Origin of the sequence: Psychrobacter sp. SZ93C1 (assembly GCF_015864635.1) — a bacterium.
Lineage (GTDB): Bacteria > Pseudomonadota > Gammaproteobacteria > Pseudomonadales > Moraxellaceae > Psychrobacter > Psychrobacter fozii.
In genome coordinates, this window is the sequence record NZ_JADYWY010000003.1 from 139,945 (window position 1) to 157,595 (window position 17,651).

General features: G+C 40.9%; 15 protein-coding genes. 5 read left to right on the forward strand and 10 right to left on the reverse strand.

What is annotated here, in order from left to right; all coding sequences use genetic code 11:
• The first annotated feature begins 556 nt into the window (after positions 1–556).
• The 3 genes from I6E83_RS05270 (at position 557) to I6E83_RS05280 (ending at position 6,097) form a co-directional block, all read left to right on the forward strand.
• The gene (locus I6E83_RS05270; RefSeq protein ID WP_413787052.1) at positions 557–1,708 is read left to right on the forward strand and encodes a hemolysin family protein; all 1,152 of its coding nucleotides are present in this window, start codon (positions 557–559) and stop codon (positions 1,706–1,708) included.
• 506 nt (positions 1,709–2,214) lie between these two features.
• Positions 2,215–2,709: a nuclear transport factor 2 family protein gene (locus tag I6E83_RS05275; RefSeq protein ID WP_197100259.1), complete on the forward strand. Its 495-nt coding sequence runs from the start codon at positions 2,215–2,217 to the stop codon at positions 2,707–2,709.
• Between the two features lie 403 nt (positions 2,710–3,112).
• Positions 3,113–6,097, forward strand: coding sequence for a LysM peptidoglycan-binding domain-containing protein (locus I6E83_RS05280; RefSeq protein ID WP_197100260.1), 2,985 nt, complete (start codon positions 3,113–3,115; stop codon positions 6,095–6,097).
• Between the two features lie 145 nt (positions 6,098–6,242).
• Here the strand turns inward: I6E83_RS05280 and I6E83_RS05285 are convergent, their stop codons facing one another.
• Together I6E83_RS05285 and I6E83_RS05290 are read right to left on the reverse strand one after the other, a co-directional pair.
• Positions 6,243–7,451, reverse strand: a complete 1,209-nt coding sequence (locus I6E83_RS05285; protein WP_197100261.1) for a transglycosylase SLT domain-containing protein — start codon at positions 7,449–7,451, stop codon at positions 6,243–6,245.
• A gap of 1,012 nt (positions 7,452–8,463) precedes the next feature.
• Positions 8,464–9,288 (reverse strand): Nif3-like dinuclear metal center hexameric protein, encoded by an 825-nt coding sequence (locus I6E83_RS05290; RefSeq protein WP_197100262.1) that lies wholly within the window; start codon positions 9,286–9,288, stop codon positions 8,464–8,466.
• Between the two features lie 308 nt (positions 9,289–9,596).
• Between I6E83_RS05290 and I6E83_RS05295 the strand changes: the two genes are divergently transcribed.
• On the forward strand, positions 9,597–10,916 hold the full coding sequence (locus I6E83_RS05295) for a S1C family serine protease (RefSeq protein ID WP_110922986.1): 1,320 nt from the start codon (positions 9,597–9,599) through the stop codon (positions 10,914–10,916).
• Positions 10,917–11,016: 100 nt separating this feature from the next.
• On the opposite strand, the gene yfaE is transcribed toward I6E83_RS05295, so the two are convergent.
• The 5 genes from yfaE to I6E83_RS05320 all read right to left on the reverse strand — a co-directional run bounded on the left by yfaE (position 11,017) and on the right by I6E83_RS05320 (position 15,003).
• Positions 11,017–11,283, reverse strand: a complete 267-nt coding sequence (gene yfaE, locus I6E83_RS05300) for a class I ribonucleotide reductase maintenance protein YfaE (protein ID WP_110922985.1) — start codon at positions 11,281–11,283, stop codon at positions 11,017–11,019.
• A gap of 151 nt (positions 11,284–11,434) precedes the next feature.
• Positions 11,435–12,568, reverse strand: a complete 1,134-nt coding sequence (gene nrdB, locus I6E83_RS05305; RefSeq protein ID WP_110922984.1) for a class Ia ribonucleoside-diphosphate reductase subunit beta — start codon at positions 12,566–12,568, stop codon at positions 11,435–11,437.
• 67 nt (positions 12,569–12,635) lie between these two features.
• A complete protein-coding gene (locus I6E83_RS05310) occupies positions 12,636–13,043 on the reverse strand; it encodes a hypothetical protein (protein WP_227680823.1) in 408 nt (135 codons plus the stop codon).
• 14 nt (positions 13,044–13,057) lie between these two features.
• Positions 13,058–13,897 carry a hypothetical protein gene (locus tag I6E83_RS05315; protein ID WP_110922983.1) on the reverse strand — a complete coding sequence of 280 codons (840 nt, stop codon included), beginning with the start codon at positions 13,895–13,897 and terminating at the stop codon, positions 13,058–13,060.
• A 29-nt stretch (positions 13,898–13,926) separates the two neighbouring features.
• Positions 13,927–15,003, reverse strand: a complete 1,077-nt coding sequence (locus I6E83_RS05320) for a hypothetical protein (RefSeq protein WP_146221329.1) — start codon at positions 15,001–15,003, stop codon at positions 13,927–13,929.
• A gap of 156 nt (positions 15,004–15,159) precedes the next feature.
• Between I6E83_RS05320 and I6E83_RS05325 the strand changes: the two genes are divergently transcribed.
• Entirely contained in the window at positions 15,160–15,753 is a 594-nt protein-coding gene (locus tag I6E83_RS05325) for a hypothetical protein (RefSeq protein ID WP_110922981.1), read from the forward strand.
• Between the two features lie 81 nt (positions 15,754–15,834).
• Here the strand turns inward: I6E83_RS05325 and I6E83_RS05330 are convergent, their stop codons facing one another.
• From I6E83_RS05330 to I6E83_RS05340, 3 genes are all read right to left on the reverse strand, one after another.
• Entirely contained in the window at positions 15,835–16,203 is a 369-nt protein-coding gene (locus I6E83_RS05330) for a hypothetical protein (RefSeq protein ID WP_110922980.1), read from the reverse strand.
• Between the two features lie 572 nt (positions 16,204–16,775).
• On the reverse strand, positions 16,776–16,982 hold the full coding sequence (locus I6E83_RS05335) for a hypothetical protein (protein ID WP_110922978.1): 207 nt from the start codon (positions 16,980–16,982) through the stop codon (positions 16,776–16,778).
• A 4-nt stretch (positions 16,983–16,986) separates the two neighbouring features.
• Positions 16,987–17,631: a hypothetical protein gene (locus I6E83_RS05340; RefSeq protein ID WP_110922977.1), complete on the reverse strand. Its 645-nt coding sequence runs from the start codon at positions 17,629–17,631 to the stop codon at positions 16,987–16,989.
• Positions 17,632–17,651 lie beyond the last annotated feature (20 nt).

The window sequence follows — 17,651 nt, forward strand, 5'->3', positions numbered from 1 at the left end:
ACAGTATTTCTGACGACAGTATTTCTAATGCAATACGTAAGTTGTGTTTGTTGTAATACGATAAGTGATGACAAAGTGCTGCGATTATAGCAAATTTCAGATATTTAGTGGATATTAGGCAATAGTAGCGTAATACAAGGTATCAAAAAGCAAAGACTTAAAAAAAGCGACTTATTGTGAAATATCAGCATCAGTGCTACTATCAAATGGCAATAATTGGCTGTGTTTAGCCCACTATTTATTGGAATGTCATTAAGCCTAATATGCAGTATGAAGTTAGCTTTAAGTAGCTATCTAGAAAGTGTTGGCAGATACCTTTATGTATTTTTATTTTGGTGCTGCTATTTGCTCTCTATATCTGCTGCTGTTTGCTTAAGATTCCTTTTTCTCTTTTCTGTTTAGGTTACCCAACTTGTTCACCACTTTTATGTTTGTACCTCGTTTATGTCGTCCGCGCGCTTTTAAAGAAGCGTCAGCCAAACCTCCTCCGACGCTGCACTATTTTAAGCGTCTTAGAAGCATGAAGCCTATTTTTGGGCTACTAGCGTTACTCGCAATGCTACTACCTTATCCGGCATTTGCTGCTGATGCTTCAGCAGATCCCACAGCGATCAATATTCTGTTATTGATATTCTTTGTGGTTGTGGCCATCGGTATCTCGTTTGTTTGCTCCTTAGCAGAATCCGCATTACTCAGCATGACACCGTCTTATATCGCTGACGTTCAAGAAACCAATCCAAAAAAAGCAAATATGCTCAGACGGTTAAAGGTTGATAATATCGACCAGTCGTTGGCAGCTATTTTGACATTGAATACCGTCGCTCATACATTAGGTTCTATCGGTGCAGGTGCTCAGGCAACGATTGTCTTTGGTAGTGCATGGTTTGGTCTATTCTCTGCCATTATGACATTGGCTATTTTATTCTTATCTGAGATTATTCCAAAGACACTAGGTACAGTATATTGGCGTCAGTTGAGTGGCATTGTCGCTTATTTTGTCCGTGGTATTATCTTGCTGCTGTACCCACTCATTTGGGTATCAGAGCGTTTGACAAAACTGCTGGTGCGCGGCAAAGAACCTCAGGCATTTAGTCGTCGTGAGTTTGCAGCACTTGCGAGTATCGGTGAAGAGTCAGGACAGATTGATCCCTTAGAGTCGCGGATTATTCGTAACTTACTGGCATTTGGCGCCATTAAAGTTGAAGATATTATGACGCCGCGTTCGGTAATGCTCGCGTTTGAGGAAAACAAAACAGTCGCTGAATTATTAGTTGATCGCCCAAAGCTGACGTTTTCACGATTACCAATTTATGATGGTGACTTAGATAATGTTACTGGTTTTGTATTAAAAACAGATATGTTGTTAGCAAAAGTGAACCACGCTGTAGATAAGCCGTTGACTCAGTTCAAACGTGAAATAACTTTTGTATTCTCCAAAATGAAGCTGTTTGATTTATTAGAGCTCATGCTAAAGAACCGCATCCATATCGCGATTACTGTCGGTGAATATGGCGAGGTCAAAGGTCTGGTTACTTTAGAAGACGTGTTTGAGACTTTATTGGGTCTAGAGATTGTTGATGAGATAGATCGCGTTGAGGATATGCAGGCACTGGCTCGACAAATGATGGACAGACGAGTAGAGCGTCTAGGTATGAAGCTCAGTGATGATGAGCGCTATGATAATAATAGTACAGACACCAGGCTTTAAAATAGCACCGTCAAACTTGTTATCGATTGATAGACAGTGGTTTCAAGCTGAAGCGAAGATTGAGTTGTAGTTCGAAAGAGATGACTCAGTCTGCGCTGATGCACACTTATTATAAGATCATGATATTACTAGTACTTTAAAGGCGATGACTGTGCCTGTTTTGACATTCGCAATAATTACACAGGGTGTCACATAGCTGTGAGAATTAAATGATAGGCTCACTCTATGATACAACAACGCTGTCACGACTATTAAATATATGGTTATGATAAAGATAGTTATTTAAAGGTATCACTAGCTAGCTGAAGATTATTACTGTATAAAAAGTATCACTATTTAAGAAGTCTCATTAGCTAAGAAGTATCGCTATTGAACCAAAGCATGAGAGCCAACAGCATTCGCTTAGTTTATGATTACATAACTAGGTAATAAGTTGAATCAAATGATAGAAACACGTTAGTCGTCAATATATGACAACAACGGAAACTGTATTGCTAAGGATTATCATGAAACGATTATGGGGAAAAGGGCTTTTGGCGTTGTTAATCAAAGGCGCAGGCGTGGCTGCTGTGGTAGCTATTGCAAGTACCGTAAGTATCAGTGCGCAAGCGGCGACCATGACCGAAGCGTTGGTGCAAAACTATGCCTCAGCAATGAAGTCATCAGCAAATAGCCGAAATGTCAGTCAGGTTGCTCGTCTCGTCTCTGATGATGCGCTGATTTCGTTGTCTAGAAAGGGTAAGTCTACTAGCTTGGACAAAGATGCTTATTTGAAGTTGCTACAAAATAGCTGGAATGACACCTCTAACTATCGCTATGACATATCCGTAGACAACATTGTCATTACGGGCGAGCAGGCCAAAGCTAATGTCACTACTAACGAAAGTTGGGTAAAAGATGGTCAAACTGTCTCATTCGTCACCACATCTAGAGTGACTTTGACGCTATCAACTGGCAATGCAGTGCTGCTGCGTGCGGTATCACAAATAACGATTAACTAGCCAACTCATTAGAGCGTGTTCTAAAATTAAGGACATGCTCTAGCGATTCAGCATTGATTACACGCTATATGAACCATTCAGTCATTAACACCAATTTGGTATTGAACGGGTTTATTTAGAAATCTGATTTATTCAAAAAGCTGCTTCATTCAAAAACACAGTTACTATCTACTAAAAAGACAACCATTATCTATCGAAGCCTGCTAATTCTGTACGATGTGGGTTATTTTCATGATTGTCTGCTTGGACGGAATAATCTGGCGCCTTAGTAGACCAATCTAGATGTCGACTCAACTTATGACTATTATCTTTTTATATTAACTGGTCTTTGCTTTATATTGCATATTATACTATCAAGCAATTCTATCTCATCACTTCTTGTCGTTAGGAAACTCTTAATATCATGTCTACTGTGCTATCAACCTCTCGCTCATTTATCGCGTTGCCATTAACGCTTGCCGTTTCGACTTTGCTTATCAGTGCGTGTAGCAATACGTCGACGGTAAAAAACAATGGTGCGACCAATAGCTCATCGGTTATTACTAAGCCTGCCGCCAATCAGACTGCTGCCACAAGTACTGATTACTCAACTGCGTATTTGGATGCAGATAGCCTGGACGAATTGGCAGACTTATTAGAAGCCTCTGACATGACAATGGTAGAAGGCAATCAGCTTGCTATTCAGCAATATGGTGATTTGTGGAATCGTCTGCGTGCTGGTTATCGTATGAATGGTGGCCAACCGATTTATAATCAGCGTATTGAAGGACAGAAAAGCTGGTTTACCAGTAGACAAGATTATTTAAACCGCTTAACTGCGCGTGCCAGTCGTTATATTTATCATACGGTAAGAGAAGCTGAGCGCCGCAATATTCCAACTGAGCTTGCATTGCTACCAGTCATCGAAAGCTCCTACGATCCAAGCGGTACCAGTAGTGCCGCCGCCGCAGGTTTGTGGCAGTTCATTCCAAGTACTGGTCGTATTTATGGTCTCAACCAAAGCAGTACTTATGATGGCCGCCGTGATGTTATCGAATCGACTCGTGCTGCTTATGATTTCTTAACCGCGCTACATAACCAGTTTGGCAGTTGGGAATTGGCATTGGCCGCCTATAACGCTGGCCCTGGTCGTATTCAAAAAGCCATTGATGCCAATAGAGCTCAAGGCTTACCTACGGACTACTGGTCGCTTAGACTGCCTACTGAAACGATGAATTATGTGCCACGATTCTTGGCAGTGGCCGAAATCGTCGCTAAGCCTGAACAGTATGGCGTATACCTACCAGCTATTGCTAACCGTCAGCATTTCCGTAGTGTGCCAGTGAATTATGGCGTCAGCTTATCTGAAGTAGCGCAATTGACAGGTGTGACTTACGACGAGCTAGAAAAGTTGAATACAGCACTTACCTCTGGACGAGTTGATTCTTCAGGTCCGCAGCGTGTTATTATTCCTAATGATGTTAGCCTAACGACTGATGCCAAATTGAGCACGCTAAGAGGTAACGGTACCGGCAACGTACTGGCAGCAGCAAACACGCCAAGTACGACGACTACCACGCCAAGCTATAACAATAAGCCGTACAGTGGTTCTTCATTGCCATCTACGGGCAGTGCGTTGGCTGATTATGCGGCTAGCGCGAGTGTGCCACAGCAGACGACCAGTTATATCTCGCCGTCAGTCACACCAACCAGCAGTTCTTCGTATGGTAATACGCCAGCACGTACTGAGCCACCATTAAGTGCCGCAGAGACCAATAAAATCAATGCTGAGCTTAAGAGCAGCAACAGTCTACCAACCACCTCTGCGCAGATTACGCAAAACAATACGATTGTCCAAGAGCCACCGCTAAGCAATGCAGAGCGTGATTTCATTGCCAATCAAATCCGTAGTAGCACATCGGAAACCAACGTCATTAATGCTGATGGCAATATCAATCTATCAGCAGTTCAAACGCAGCAATCGATACTAGAAGCCAGTGGTACAGAGAAAAAGCTGAGTTTTGCACAGACGTCGGCAAGTAAGCCAAAACCACAAGGTACGCGTACCACTTATACCGTCAAACGTGGTGATACGTTGTCTAACATTGCCAGTCGTGCTGGTGTGAGCTGGCGTGATATCGCAGAATGGAACCAAATAGATGCTAGCGCTAGTTTGCTATCGGGTAGCACTTTGTATCTATACAATGCAAAAAGCATTGAGCCAATAAGCAGTGCGAGTAGTACAACAGATAGCCAGCCAGAGAGTTACACGGTACAAAGTGGTGATACGCTGATTGGTACGGCCAATCGCTTTGGTTTATCGGTCACTCAGCTAGCAACTTATAACAACCTGAGCAGCCGTTCGGATCTGCGTAGAGGCCAAAAACTATGGCTGATACCAGGTAAAGTGACTGCGCCTGCAACCACATCTGCGGCACCTTCTACCAAACCGACCAAATCAAGCACTGCGACTAAAAACTATAAAGTAAAAGCAGGCGATGGCCTGATTGCATTGTCGCGTCAATTCAATGTATCGACTGATACCTTAGCCAGTCTTAATGGTATCAGTACCACAAGCTCATTGTATGTTGGTCAGACACTTAAAGTGCCAGCGAGCGTTGATTTTAGCTCGGCGTCTACTAGCACTAGCAGCAGCGCTAGTAGTCAAAGTAGCTCAAGCTCAGTGGCAACCACTAACTATAAAGTCAAATCTGGTGAAACCTTAATCGGGATTGCCAATGACCTTGGGGTTAGTGCAGCGGATCTTGCTGCAGTAAACAGCAGTTTTGATGCAAAAGCTCGCTTACAACGCGGTCAAACCATCAAAGTACCAGCTTCTAAAGAACTGGTCGATCGTCAGTTAAACGATAAAGCTGTCAGCTATAAAGTAAAGTCAGGTGATACCTTGACGGGTGTGGCCAAACGTTACAATATTGGCTTAAGTGATTTGGCATTAGCGAACAAATTGAACACCAACTCTAATCTTATACTCGGTCGTACTATTACCATTCCTGCTAATGGTAGTGTCGCCAGTGCGTCTAGTAGTCAAAGCAGTAGCGCTACGAGTAGTAGCACTAGCACCGCGAGCAGCAGTGGTAAGACGCTGAGCAACACGGAAAGCTACAAAGTAAAATCAGGTGATGGTCTGATTGCTTTAGCACGTCAATTTGGTGTTTCGGTAGAAGACTTGGCTGCGACCAACAGTCTGGCGACCAATGCACAGTTGCAACGTGGACAGTCACTCAAAGTACCAAAAGCCACAGTAAGCTATACCGTTGGGTCAGGAGATAGCTTGATTGGCTTAGCACGCAAATATGGCGTATCTACGCAGGAGCTAGCAGATATGAACGATATCGCAGCAGATACCATGCTACAGCGTGGTCAGCGTTTGACAGTGCCTAATCGCTAAGCAGTGGCTTGTTGTTACAAAAGCATAAGTATCTCGAAGATAGGTTGCTTGAAAGTAGATTGTTAGTCACAAAAAAGCTGCTCTTATAATAAGAGCAGCTTTTTTATTGCAAAGTTATTGTGATTATCTAAGCTATCCAAAACAACTAGACCGTTTGCGTCTTAATCGTCTCAAGGTAGCTTCTGATATTACTCACATAATGCATCGCTTGACCGTAACGGCTATTAGACGCTCTGTTTTCAGCGAGGTATGCATAGACATTGGCCCAACTTTTATCATTGACACCTTGCGCTTGTAAGGTGCGCTGAATGCTTTTTACCGCATTGGGTCCCATGTTGTAGCCTGCCAGCGCAAACCAAATTCGATCCGATTTTGGTACATCGGCGAAGTCATCTTTCATTTGCTCTAGATAACGCGCACCGCCACCGATACTTTGGTATGGATCAACACGATCTGATACGCCCATTGCTTTGGCCGTGTTATTAGTCAGCATCATTAGGCCACGTACGCCTGTTGGCGACACTGCATCCGCATCTAGATGTGACTCTTGATAGCCCATGGCTACCAACAGCTCCCAATCGTGATTATAGTTGCGTGCTTGCTCTTCAAACGAAGACTGATAGTCTGGTAGCTTTTCAGTTAGCGTCTTTTGAAAATGGTCCTGACTGTAGGCGTCTTTTAGCAAGTTTTGATTATAAAAGGCCGCAAGCTTTTGCGTGTTTTGCAGCTTGATACTGTCACATAAGAAGTAACTGGCTTTTTCTGATAGCGGGTCATTAGACGAGTTAAACGTCCAGCTGACCTTTGGGTGTAAGCCGTTTTTAGTCAAGCTGGCATCATAACCACAGCTCACGTTAATCGATGACAGATTAAAGCTACTTTTTAGCTTGGTACTGGCCGTTGTCAGCGCCATGTCTGCTTCGCCTGATCTTAGCGCTTTTAATGCCGCTTCTTCGTTGGCGTAAGCTTTGAGATTCACGTCAACACCCAGCTCGTCAGCATAGGTACGTACCAAGTCAAAGCCAAAGCCATGTTGAAAGCCATCGGTTGCAAAATAAGTGCTGTCGCCTGGGACAGCAGCAATGGTTAAAGTGTTCTGTAACATGACATTGTCATAGGCTGGCACTGGCGAACCCATGATAGTCAAACTCTCAGCAGGTAAAGAGAGCAGGGCAATACTAGACAACTGCACCAATTTTTTTGTTTTGGCAAAATGGGCCGATGTCGTTGGGGTAACGGATGAAACGATGTTACTTTTAGTGTTTAGTAGGCGTTTAGATGGACGCAGTAAATAAGAAATACGGCGTTTGGCCCCTTGCGCAGATACTTTTACACGATAAGTAATACGCTGCATGGATGTCTCCTGATTTTAGCCATCCTGCTTACCGTAAAATGTTCATGGATGCATGCTAATAATAAAGGCATACATCGATGTCACATTTAAACAATCTCACGCTTTTTAATAGTATAAGCGTGAGATTACTTGTTTAATAACAGTGCCTTTAATAACAATGCCGCTAATCGCTGCTTTATTAGCATGAGCGGTATTGTTTTGTACTAGCTAACTATCTGTTGGCATATACATTAAGAGCTGAAATATTACTCCTAACGTATCAATATAAATCACAAAAACGCACAACACCGAGAAGGCTATAAATCAAATGATTCCTTCAACGGTGGACAGATAAGGCTAATACCAAAACAACTACATATTAAACATAGGTAAGGTCATGAAATAAGTTATTGAAACAAAAACGCAAAAATAGAAGGAATACCAATATATCTGAGTATCCAACTTTTTTACGTTAAATCAGTCGCTATCTACTCTTTAAATGGTTTGTAGTAAAGTAAATAACAACTCAAATATTTTGTTCAGCAACAAAGGTCAGCAGATAATTCTGTTTAATAGTGAATAGAATGTCTATTAAAGTAAGCTATCAATCAGGTATCACTAAACCATTATTGCAACGCTAAAATTCGGGAGTAGTCAGCCATAAAAATGTATTTTGGCTGAGCCATATCAGCTCATTTATCATATAAAAAATGAGATTTTAGATATTTACCATCATTTAAGCGCCATAACCGGAAGCTGTAATAAATGGGAAGTCTCATGACAAGACGTTCTTTCTTCAAGTAATAATATGCGGATATTCATCCGATTATTCAAGTATAGTTAAGAAATTAGCGATAAAACTTAACAATAGGGCTACAGACGGTTAAAAAAGCACCTTTTTTGGTGCATGAATTGAGATGAAATTCATTGATTGTGAGAATTGAAAGAGTCGTCTCTATTCTCAATTCCCACAGAGAACTCTGGATTTAGAGATAATAGCTGAGGTTATAAACTAAGGTTATAAACTGAGGTTTTAAGCAGGATTGTCGATATCGATAAAAGTCACAGGCACGCCAAACTCTTGAGATACTACCTTACCCAATGCCTGAATGCCGCCTCGTTCTGTTGCGTGATGTCCACAAGCAAAGTAATCAATTCCAAGCTCACGTGCAATGTGGGTAGTGCGCTCAGAGATTTCACCAGATATAAATGCATCACAGCCCATCAATGCGGCTTGCTCGATCATATCTTGTGCGCCACCTGTGCAGATACCGATACGTTCTATCAATCTATTACTTGTTTCAGAAGATGAGTTTTCATGATACTCAGCTGCGATATGTAGTGGTGTGCGCCCTAATGCTTGAGTAATCTTTGCGATAAGATCATCGGCGCTTTGCGGTACACAAGTGGCAATATTACCAACTGGGTGAGATTCAGCAGGATAGAGTGGCCCAGTGATGGTCAGATCTAACATATCAGCGAGCATGGCATTGTTGCCAACGATAGGATGGGCATCTAGCGGTAAGTGATAGCCAATCATAGAGATGCCATGTTGCATCAATTTGCGAATACGTCGACCTTTCATACCTGTGATAGTGGCAGGTTCGCCTTTCCAAAAGTAACCATGATGTACCATAATCGCATCAGCTTTATCTGCGATAGCAGCGTCAATCAATGCCTCACAAGCAGTCACACCCGTGACGATGCGCTGGATAGGTCGCCCACCATCTACTTGTAAACCATTGGGTGCATAATCTTTAAACGCATTGGCTGACAAATAGTCGTCACAAAACTGCGTTAGCGCCTCTGCTGTTATGGTAGTGTTGGTTGATTCTGTCGAAATGTCGATAGCCGTCATGGTATGCCCTTATCGTTGTCGCAATCGGTCAAATGATTGCAAATAATCCATAGTTTTTTATAATAATCATTTTAACATGGTGTTGTAAAAGAGTAGACAAAGCTACTAACTGAAATGGTACACGATACGTTACCATTTGGTATGGTTGGCGGTTATAATTTGTAGGCGTGAGCTGTACTGATTGATAGCGTCTTATTAGAGCGTGGCATCAATACTGGTTTTAGTATTAAATAAAAAGAATCAAATCAGCAGCAGTGTACACTCATTACTTATCATCATTTTTTGTATTAAATTTATAGAGGTTGTATATGTCGTCATCCCGGAACACCAATAACAAGACTTCTTTATTAAAATGGTTACCTTGGGTCTTATTGCTGCTAGTGCTGGCAGCGTTTATCTGGTTGTTTACGAGTATGAAATCGACGTCAGAGGCTAAGTGGGAGCCGCCGAGAACCTCAGCGGCTGATCAGCAAGCGTCAGAACCTGTTGCCGATACGCCAGCACCTATCTCCTCTTATCATAATGCGGTCGCCCGTGCATCCCAGTCGGTCGTCAATATCTATACCACACAGACAGTAGCAGAGCATCCTTATATGGATGACCCTGTGCTGCGTCGGTTTTTTGAGTATCATGGTGGCCAATCAGCAGAGCAAGGCAATACCAACTTAGGCTCTGGTGTGATTGTGTCAGAAGATGGCTATATCGTGACCAATGCCCATGTCGTCGAAAAAGCCGATGAGATTACGGTTGCCTTTAATGACGGTCGTAAGAGCCGCGCTAGAGTGGTAGGTACCGATCCAGACAGTGATTTGGCCGTAATTAAAGTTGATATGACAGGATTGACGCCGTTAGGATTCCGCGAAGATCCTATTCGTGTGGGTGATTTGGCATTGGCGATTGGTAATCCGTTCGGGGTGGGTCAGACTGTGACCCAAGGTATCATTTCAGCGACAGGTCGTACTGGGTTAGGTGTGAATAAGTTTGAAGACTTCATTCAGACGGATGCTGCGATCAATCCTGGTAACTCAGGTGGCGCATTGGTGGATGCTCGCGGTGAGTTGGTTGGTATCAATACCGTGATTTTTTCACAATCTGGTGGCTCTCTCGGTATCGGTTTTGCCATTCCTACCTCTATCGTAGAGCAGGTTATGAATGCCTTGATTAAAGATGGTAAGGTCAGTCGAGGGTGGTTGGGTATCGAGATACAATCACAGCTACGTGATCCAACGCAGTTAGAGACGTCAACGGGTGTAGAAGTGCTAAACGTCATTGATAAAAGCCCAGCTGCGAAGAGTGGTCTACGCGTGGGTGATATTATCTTGACCATTGATGGTATTGAGATGACGGATGCCAACACGTTGATCCAATATGTCGCTCGCAAGTCTCCTGATACACAGCTTGATGCACAGATATTGCGTAATGGTAATAACAAGCAGGTCACCATCTCGCTAGAAGTACGTCCAGAGCAAGAGCCTGTTGCACTTCCTGCTTCTGTGCAAACTGAGAGCTTTGCTCAGCCTGATCTACAAAGCGAACAGCAGAACGTTCCAATGATGTCGGAAGCAGAGCGTGACCGTATGCGTGAAGAGCTGCTAAAACTGTTTGAGAATGATGGTGCTCCTCAGTAGTTACCTTTAACATCTCTCGTCATCGCTCATAGCAATGAGATATTAGTATAAAAAAAGCGCGCTATCTATATAAGATAGCGCGCTTTTTATTTGTTTTTCTCTACTTTACGATAGGCTCATGATTGATATGTATAACGCCTTGTACACGGCAACAGCAAGGCAGTATCTCATCCTCGTCAATCATGGCGAGTGGCTCAAATGGATAGTCGACCGTATGTGAGCTTGCGATACGTTTGACTCGGCAACTCCCACAATAGCCCTCGCGGCATTGATAATTAACCTCATGTCCGGTGCGCAGCAGTCCATCGAGCAGACTCTCATCGTCATGCAAGTAAAACTGCTGCTTACTGGTCATTACCCACGTCATAATTCATCCTATTTGGATTTGACTATCTTGCTGCTATATCCTACAGCCATCGAAGCGTAAAACACTATTAATGCCTAAAGTACTGTTGACACCTAAAACACTATTAAAGCGTAAAACTATTACAGTTCAAAGATCTTATAATTCAAAGCTCTTATAATTCAAAATCATCAAAGTCGCTGTCTGATAAGTCTGAGTCAATCTGACCAACCAAGTAAGAGCTGATTTCTGTCTCTTGCGGAGCCACTTGCACATTGTCAGACGACAACCATGTATTGATCCATGGAATCGGATTTGATTTCGAGTTCGGGAACACGGCTGGCAGGCCAACGGCTTCCATACGCAAGTTGGTGATGAATTCGATGTATTGGCAAAGAATGTCTTTATTTAGACCAATCATCGAGCCATCTTTGAACAGATAACCTGCCCATTCTTTTTCTTGCTCGGCAGCCTTGCGGAAGATCTCGATGCTTTCTTCATAGCACTCTGCGGCAATCTCGACCATCTCAGGATCGTCACGACCATTGCGCATGAGGTTGAGCATATGCTGCGTACCCGTCAAATGCAGTGCTTCATCACGAGCAATCAGCTTAATGATTTTAGCATTACCTTCCATTAATTTACGTTCAGCAAAGGCAAATGAACAAGCAAACGACACATAGAAGCGAATGGCTTCTAAGACGTTGACTGCGACGATACACAGATACATCTGCTTTTTCAGAGATCGCAAATCAACAGTCACTTCCTCGCCATTGACGTTGTGCGTACCAGCGCCGTACAAGCTATATAGCTGCGAGTTGCGGTACAGATCATCGTAATATTGTGCAATATCCGAGGCACGCTCTAAGATGTGCTCGTTTTGCATGATGTCATCAAAGATGATGTTTGGATCGTTGACGATATTACGAATGATATGAGTATAGCTGCGTGAGTGAATGGTCTCAGAGAATGACCATGTCTCAATCCAAGTCTCAAGCTCAGGGATAGACACGAGCGGCAATAGCACCACGTTTGGGCTACGGCCTTGGATAGAGTCGAGTAGGGTCTGGTATTTGAGGTTACTCAAAAATATATGCTGCTCATGCGAAGACAGGTTGCCAAAGTCCATACGGTCTTTTGACACATCAACTTCTTCTGGACGCCAAAAGAACGAGAGTTGCTTTTCAATCAATTGCTCAAAGATAGGGTGCTTTTGTTGGTCATAGCGCGCTACGTTGACTGGATTACCAAAGAACATTGGCTCTTTTAGCGCATTGTTTGGTGTCTGTGAAAAAATCGAGTAGGTCATGAGACTGCCTTTATAATTGATACGGTTATTGATTTATATAGTTGTGACTGGCTTTCATTTAATTGTATTACAAGTTTTCTAACGATATCTGTGACGACTCTTGTCCATCGTTCATATAGGCTTTGAATATCTCGCTCAGCTCACTATCATCGAGCGCTTCTAATTCATCGAGTGCGCTTTTGCGGAGGGTACTCACATCAGACTCTTCCGCTGCTGTTTTTAAGTCTTTTTTAGCTGCTCTCGATACTGGTTTTTTGGCTGCTTTTGCGACAGTTTTTTTGGTGACGGCTGCCTTTGGTGCTTCGCTCGCCTCTAACTGCTGACGCACCGCTGCAATATCAACCTCGACTTGTACGATATGCGAGCCACCATCGTTTAGGTCTGAAAATACATTTGGGATAAACAAACCACCGTCTTTGATGATTGCGGTATATTGCACATGACCTCCGTCATTTTTATTGTTTGTGTATTTCAATGATATGTCCTAAATTAAATGGACCATTTGATGCCTATTAAGGGATTTTCTTCAGCTTTTTGTTGCCAATACATCATCTTCTCATTATCTGCTTCAGTGCCTTTAGCGCTCAACTTTTTATAATGCTTTGCTAGCCTATGAATGGCCAAGCGGCTGCCTTGGTTAGCCAGCGCTTCAATCTTAGGCAGTACGTTTTTGACACAATCAGCATCTGAGCTGTCAAAGTCTTCATCAATCATCATCACTTCTGTATCGAGTGACCCTGCTTTTATGAGTAAATTGAATACTTGAGTTGGATCATCATTTCTCCAAAGCGGATTGGCCTTGCTGATGCCTCCATCTAAGGACATAGCTACGCCTAGTATCAGCTCGTCAACATACTCTGGACGGGCATGATCATAATATTCAACTAGCTTTTCTAAGTAAGCGATGGCTTGATAGTCATCTTTTGGCACGTATTCGCCTAAGTAATAATAGCCAAATAAGCTTATTAGTTCTTTTACAGCGACTTCCTGTGGTATGACATGACCTCTGTCTATCAAGTCCTGCATTTGAGCATAACTGTCATAATCAGAGATGCTGCCTGTTTCGCTAAAGGTTGCAATATCAGCATTCATAATGTATTTATCAGCGAACTGACGCTTTAGCTGAATGAGTTTAGCAGCTTCTTTATCTATGGTTACGGCAGCGTCACGTTTGATGAGAGGATGGCTTAATGTCTCTCTATAATAGTAACCACACTGGTCACGTGTATTGACTTCTACCTCTATCTCTTCATTATTTGTCGTTTCAGCATAACTGCTAGTCGCTAACAATAGTGTTGATAGTAGTAATGAGGTCTTAAAATTTTTCATGAACCATCCTTAATTAGGCTTGATTAGCATTACTCTTCTAAAGCCAAAGGAACAGCAACTGTGTTCGCTATTTTAAATTTACTCTGCTGCACTGTAATATCTTCTAATAATTGATATTCGTAGAAAATATCAAAATAACCATACTCTTCTTCTGTTGGACAGCTTGTACGACATTTATTAATAGCGACATATGCTTTTATATTATTATCAAAAGTATAGTCTTTCGGATTGACGAACGGTTCAACAAAGGGTTTACCCGCTATATTCTGATAAATAGTTTTGGGTGATACAGCAAGGTTTTCCATATCTTCTAATGATGAATCGTCTTCGTTTGTTATTTCAGGAACAAAGCGTTTAGTCGTTTTGCCTTGCTCAAATACGAGGTAGTCCTCTTTAATAGTTGCCTTAACAGTATCTTGATAAGTTAAATTGATACGTGCTGAGATAGCAAAGTCATTAAAATTATTTTTATTATTAAAGGTATAGATATCTATTTCTTTATCACCGCTATTCTTGTCGTTAGGGTTATAAGCAAGCGAGATTGAATTATATTTCTGAGGTAGCTTGCTAATATAAGGTCTTTTACTGCGATCAATATTTTTATTCAAAATAGGCGTCAGCGTTGGCATCTCATTCAATACATTATCGTAGTTTATGAACGTATTATGGCTAAAATAAATACCATTAAAAACTACTCGACTAGTCTCATTCAACTCAGTGGTATGACGACCATAGACGTTGAAAGGATAAGCGTCATAAGCCAGTAAGTGTAAATATTTACCATCTACCACTCGCCAATCACCAATCCTAATAGGGGTAGTAAAGCTGGAGCCAATTATTGTATATTTTCGATTTTTAGAAAGTGTAATTAGCTTTTGTTCCGCTTTAGACCCTTGTCCAAAAGATAACGTATAGTGTCCAACTAAATTATTCTCTATATTTTTATACTTATCGTCTATCTTATAAATTGGATCAGCAAGCTTTGACTTGGCTGAGCTGTTTGTTAATGAGCTATCAACCTCTCCAAAATTTTGAGCACTCACTGGTGTAGATAACAAAGGGATCATGAGTAGACAAGAGAGTAGTGATATATTACTTATTTTCATAGTGGTACTCTCTCGTCATTCTCGTAAATATTAGATTGTTATCTTATCGGTGCGCACCCTACAACTTAAGTTTGTTATTATAGTTATGATTATATATTTATAACGTCTTCTTAATACTATAGAATCGTCTGCCAATACAAGTTAAGGGCTAAATTTATGCTATCAAATATACTGCGTTTTTCAGGATCATTGTCTATAATTTTTCTAATAGGGTGTGCTGATAATACCTCTATATCAGATCCGAGCCAGCCTGCTAGTGAAACCTCTCAACCAATATCAACACCACAACTAACCTCTGAAGATACTCTTGAAGAACCAGCTAGTATAGATTCTGCTGAACGTAGTAGCAGTAACAACAACATAGCTGAACGAGATGTAAATTATGCTAATAACCAAAACGGTTATAAATCAATAGACTTTTTAACGCCGACTAACTATTCAGTAAAGCATTTGAGCAAATATAGTTTTCAGGAAACATCTGAAAGAAGTTCGTGGAAAGCGGTAAATAATAATGCTGATAACGATGTCGATAATTGTCTTAAACCTGCTATTGAATTGGTTGCGCTTCCTAAGATAAAAAAAGAAGGTTATTCTTATGACTCTTTCGATGCGTTAAATAAAGCAGGGCTATCTGCTGAAGAAAAACAAAAAGTTGAAAATATTATTTACAGTGATCAAGAAGCGATGGATAGTATAACAACGTATCTAGTGAACTGCATGGTAGATCATGGCTACACCTATTCAAAATAATTATAAAGCACGGAGTAGGTTAGGCAGTTGCTCACTTACCTTAGCGTACATTGTTCATATCATCGGTGCGCTGGGCGCACCTTACGATTCAATAAGCCAGCCATTATTATTCGCGATATTTTCAATTAATCCGAGATGTGCACAATCAGCATGTTTCTCGAAATCTTGACCGATATCCATTCTAATTTCGCTAATCAAGCCTTTAATCTGTTGCCAAGTTAAGTAATCGATAAAGTCTTCAGGCTTACTGTTGTTTATGTCAAATGAGTCTTTGAACAGCAACGGCGGATGGTAACGTTTGCAATCATTTGGCGAGTCATGAACGACTTCCATAAATATACAATAATTTCTGTCGTCATCTGCGGTGAATCTTAATTCAAGCGAGCCACCATCACGGTAAGTTGTTGCATTAGCAGAGCATTTATAACTGATTGGTGAAGACAGCTGCATTTTTATCTAACCTATTTAGTAGGCATAGGGTAAATTCCATGCATCTTTTCAATTATTTTATAAAATCGATATGCTAAGCGCACTTTATAAGTCTTTTACATAATTAGACTCTTGACCGTTCCAACCACACTCTACACAAACACCATCTGTAAAATGATGGCTACAATTTAAATAGCCATAAAGTTTGTGAGCGCAATTAGGGCATAAACTTGCCATCTTTGAGCTATCTATAAAGTATGATGATTCGCACTCATCACAAGTGCTATTTGCTCTATTCATGATTTGATTCAAAGACCAATATTTTGACGTAGTAGGCGTAGGGTGTGCTTTGCGCACCTTTAAACACAATTTCTATATAATCGGTGTGCTGGACGCACCCTACAACTAATATCTATCTAACTGTTAGGTGTTGCAAGCTTTACATAACCTACGTTTGCTGTATTTTATAAACAGGTTTATGGTGAGTTAGCTAAAGCGTGAACCATCAACAATATAGTAAATACATAGATGGTATATTACGTTTTACCGTCATTCTCTACGACAATTTGGAAAACTAACTTACCCTACACTGACTATTTTTTCTTATTAACGATAAGCTCCATGTAAGAATTATCCCGGTTATTTTGAGAATTGGCTTCTGGTGAACGTCCTTCATTTATCGTTATAAATGAAGGTTTTACATCGGTTGTAGGCATGTCTGAGTTTATATCTAAATTAGACTTTCTGCTGTCTCCAATATTAATCTTCTTGTTAATTGGATTTGGCTTATTGTTGCTCATATTATTATCCTAATATTTTCAATGAGATTAAAATTGCTAAAGAGAATGTTATTAATGCTATGAAAAACTTAATATTCTTCGATATTGATATAATATGTTTTTGCTTACTACTGACTGTTTTGTCTGTAGCATCGATTACTAGTTGAAAACAACTAATTAAGTAGTGCTTATATTCTACTGAATTATTCATTTTTGTACTTTCAAGAGTATTTAGAATACTGGGCATCTTTTGCAGTTCAACTAAATCGAAGCACTTTAAAACTGCTCGGAAAGTTAGAAAGCCAAATATTGAACCAATTGAAAAAGTAGTTACAAAGACTAGAGTCAATATAAAGTACATCAACGAAACTTTATAACTAAATACCAAACTTTCTATAGCTGAACTCGAAAGTACAACAAATAGCCCAGTAAAGATTATAGAAATCACTAGTAAATATTTATTAGCTTTTTCATCTACATTTCTAAGTCTAAGAGTACCTTGTGAATATTCTTCTCTCAATATAGAAATACTTATATCGTACTTAGCTGCCCAATCATCTATCCTTGAATGATCTTTTCCACCATCCCCATTTTCTATTCTTTCATCAGAAAACGTAGAGCAAGAATTTTTATTAGTACAGTCATAGCGATTAAAACTATTAGAAATCAAGGAATTATAATCTCCATTAT

Excerpts from the sequence above, each read along its gene's own strand:
- I6E83_RS05285 (WP_197100261.1), bottom strand. The coding sequence starts at position 7,451 with ATGCAGCGTATTACTTATCGTGTAAAAGTATCTGCGCAAGGGGCCAAA.
- I6E83_RS05275 (WP_197100259.1), top strand. The coding sequence starts at position 2,215 with ATGAAACGATTATGGGGAAAAGGGCTTTTGGCGTTGTTAATCAAAGGC.
- I6E83_RS05335 (WP_110922978.1), bottom strand. The coding sequence starts at position 16,982 with ATGAGCAACAATAAGCCAAATCCAATTAACAAGAAGATTAATATTGGA.
- I6E83_RS05280 (WP_197100260.1), top strand. The coding sequence starts at position 3,113 with ATGTCTACTGTGCTATCAACCTCTCGCTCATTTATCGCGTTGCCATTA.
- I6E83_RS05330 (WP_110922980.1), bottom strand. The coding sequence starts at position 16,203 with ATGCAGCTGTCTTCACCAATCAGTTATAAATGCTCTGCTAATGCAACA.
- nrdB (WP_110922984.1), bottom strand. The coding sequence starts at position 12,568 with ATGACCTACTCGATTTTTTCACAGACACCAAACAATGCGCTAAAAGAG.
- I6E83_RS05325 (WP_110922981.1), top strand. The coding sequence starts at position 15,160 with ATGCTATCAAATATACTGCGTTTTTCAGGATCATTGTCTATAATTTTT.
- I6E83_RS05315 (WP_110922983.1), bottom strand. The coding sequence starts at position 13,897 with ATGAAAAATTTTAAGACCTCATTACTACTATCAACACTATTGTTAGCG.
- I6E83_RS05295 (WP_110922986.1), top strand. The coding sequence starts at position 9,597 with ATGTCGTCATCCCGGAACACCAATAACAAGACTTCTTTATTAAAATGG.
- I6E83_RS05320 (WP_146221329.1), bottom strand. The coding sequence starts at position 15,003 with ATGAAAATAAGTAATATATCACTACTCTCTTGTCTACTCATGATCCCT.
- yfaE (WP_110922985.1), bottom strand. The coding sequence starts at position 11,283 with ATGACGTGGGTAATGACCAGTAAGCAGCAGTTTTACTTGCATGACGAT.
- I6E83_RS05270 (WP_413787052.1), top strand. The coding sequence starts at position 557 with ATGCTACTACCTTATCCGGCATTTGCTGCTGATGCTTCAGCAGATCCC.
- I6E83_RS05290 (WP_197100262.1), bottom strand. The coding sequence starts at position 9,288 with ATGACGGCTATCGACATTTCGACAGAATCAACCAACACTACCATAACA.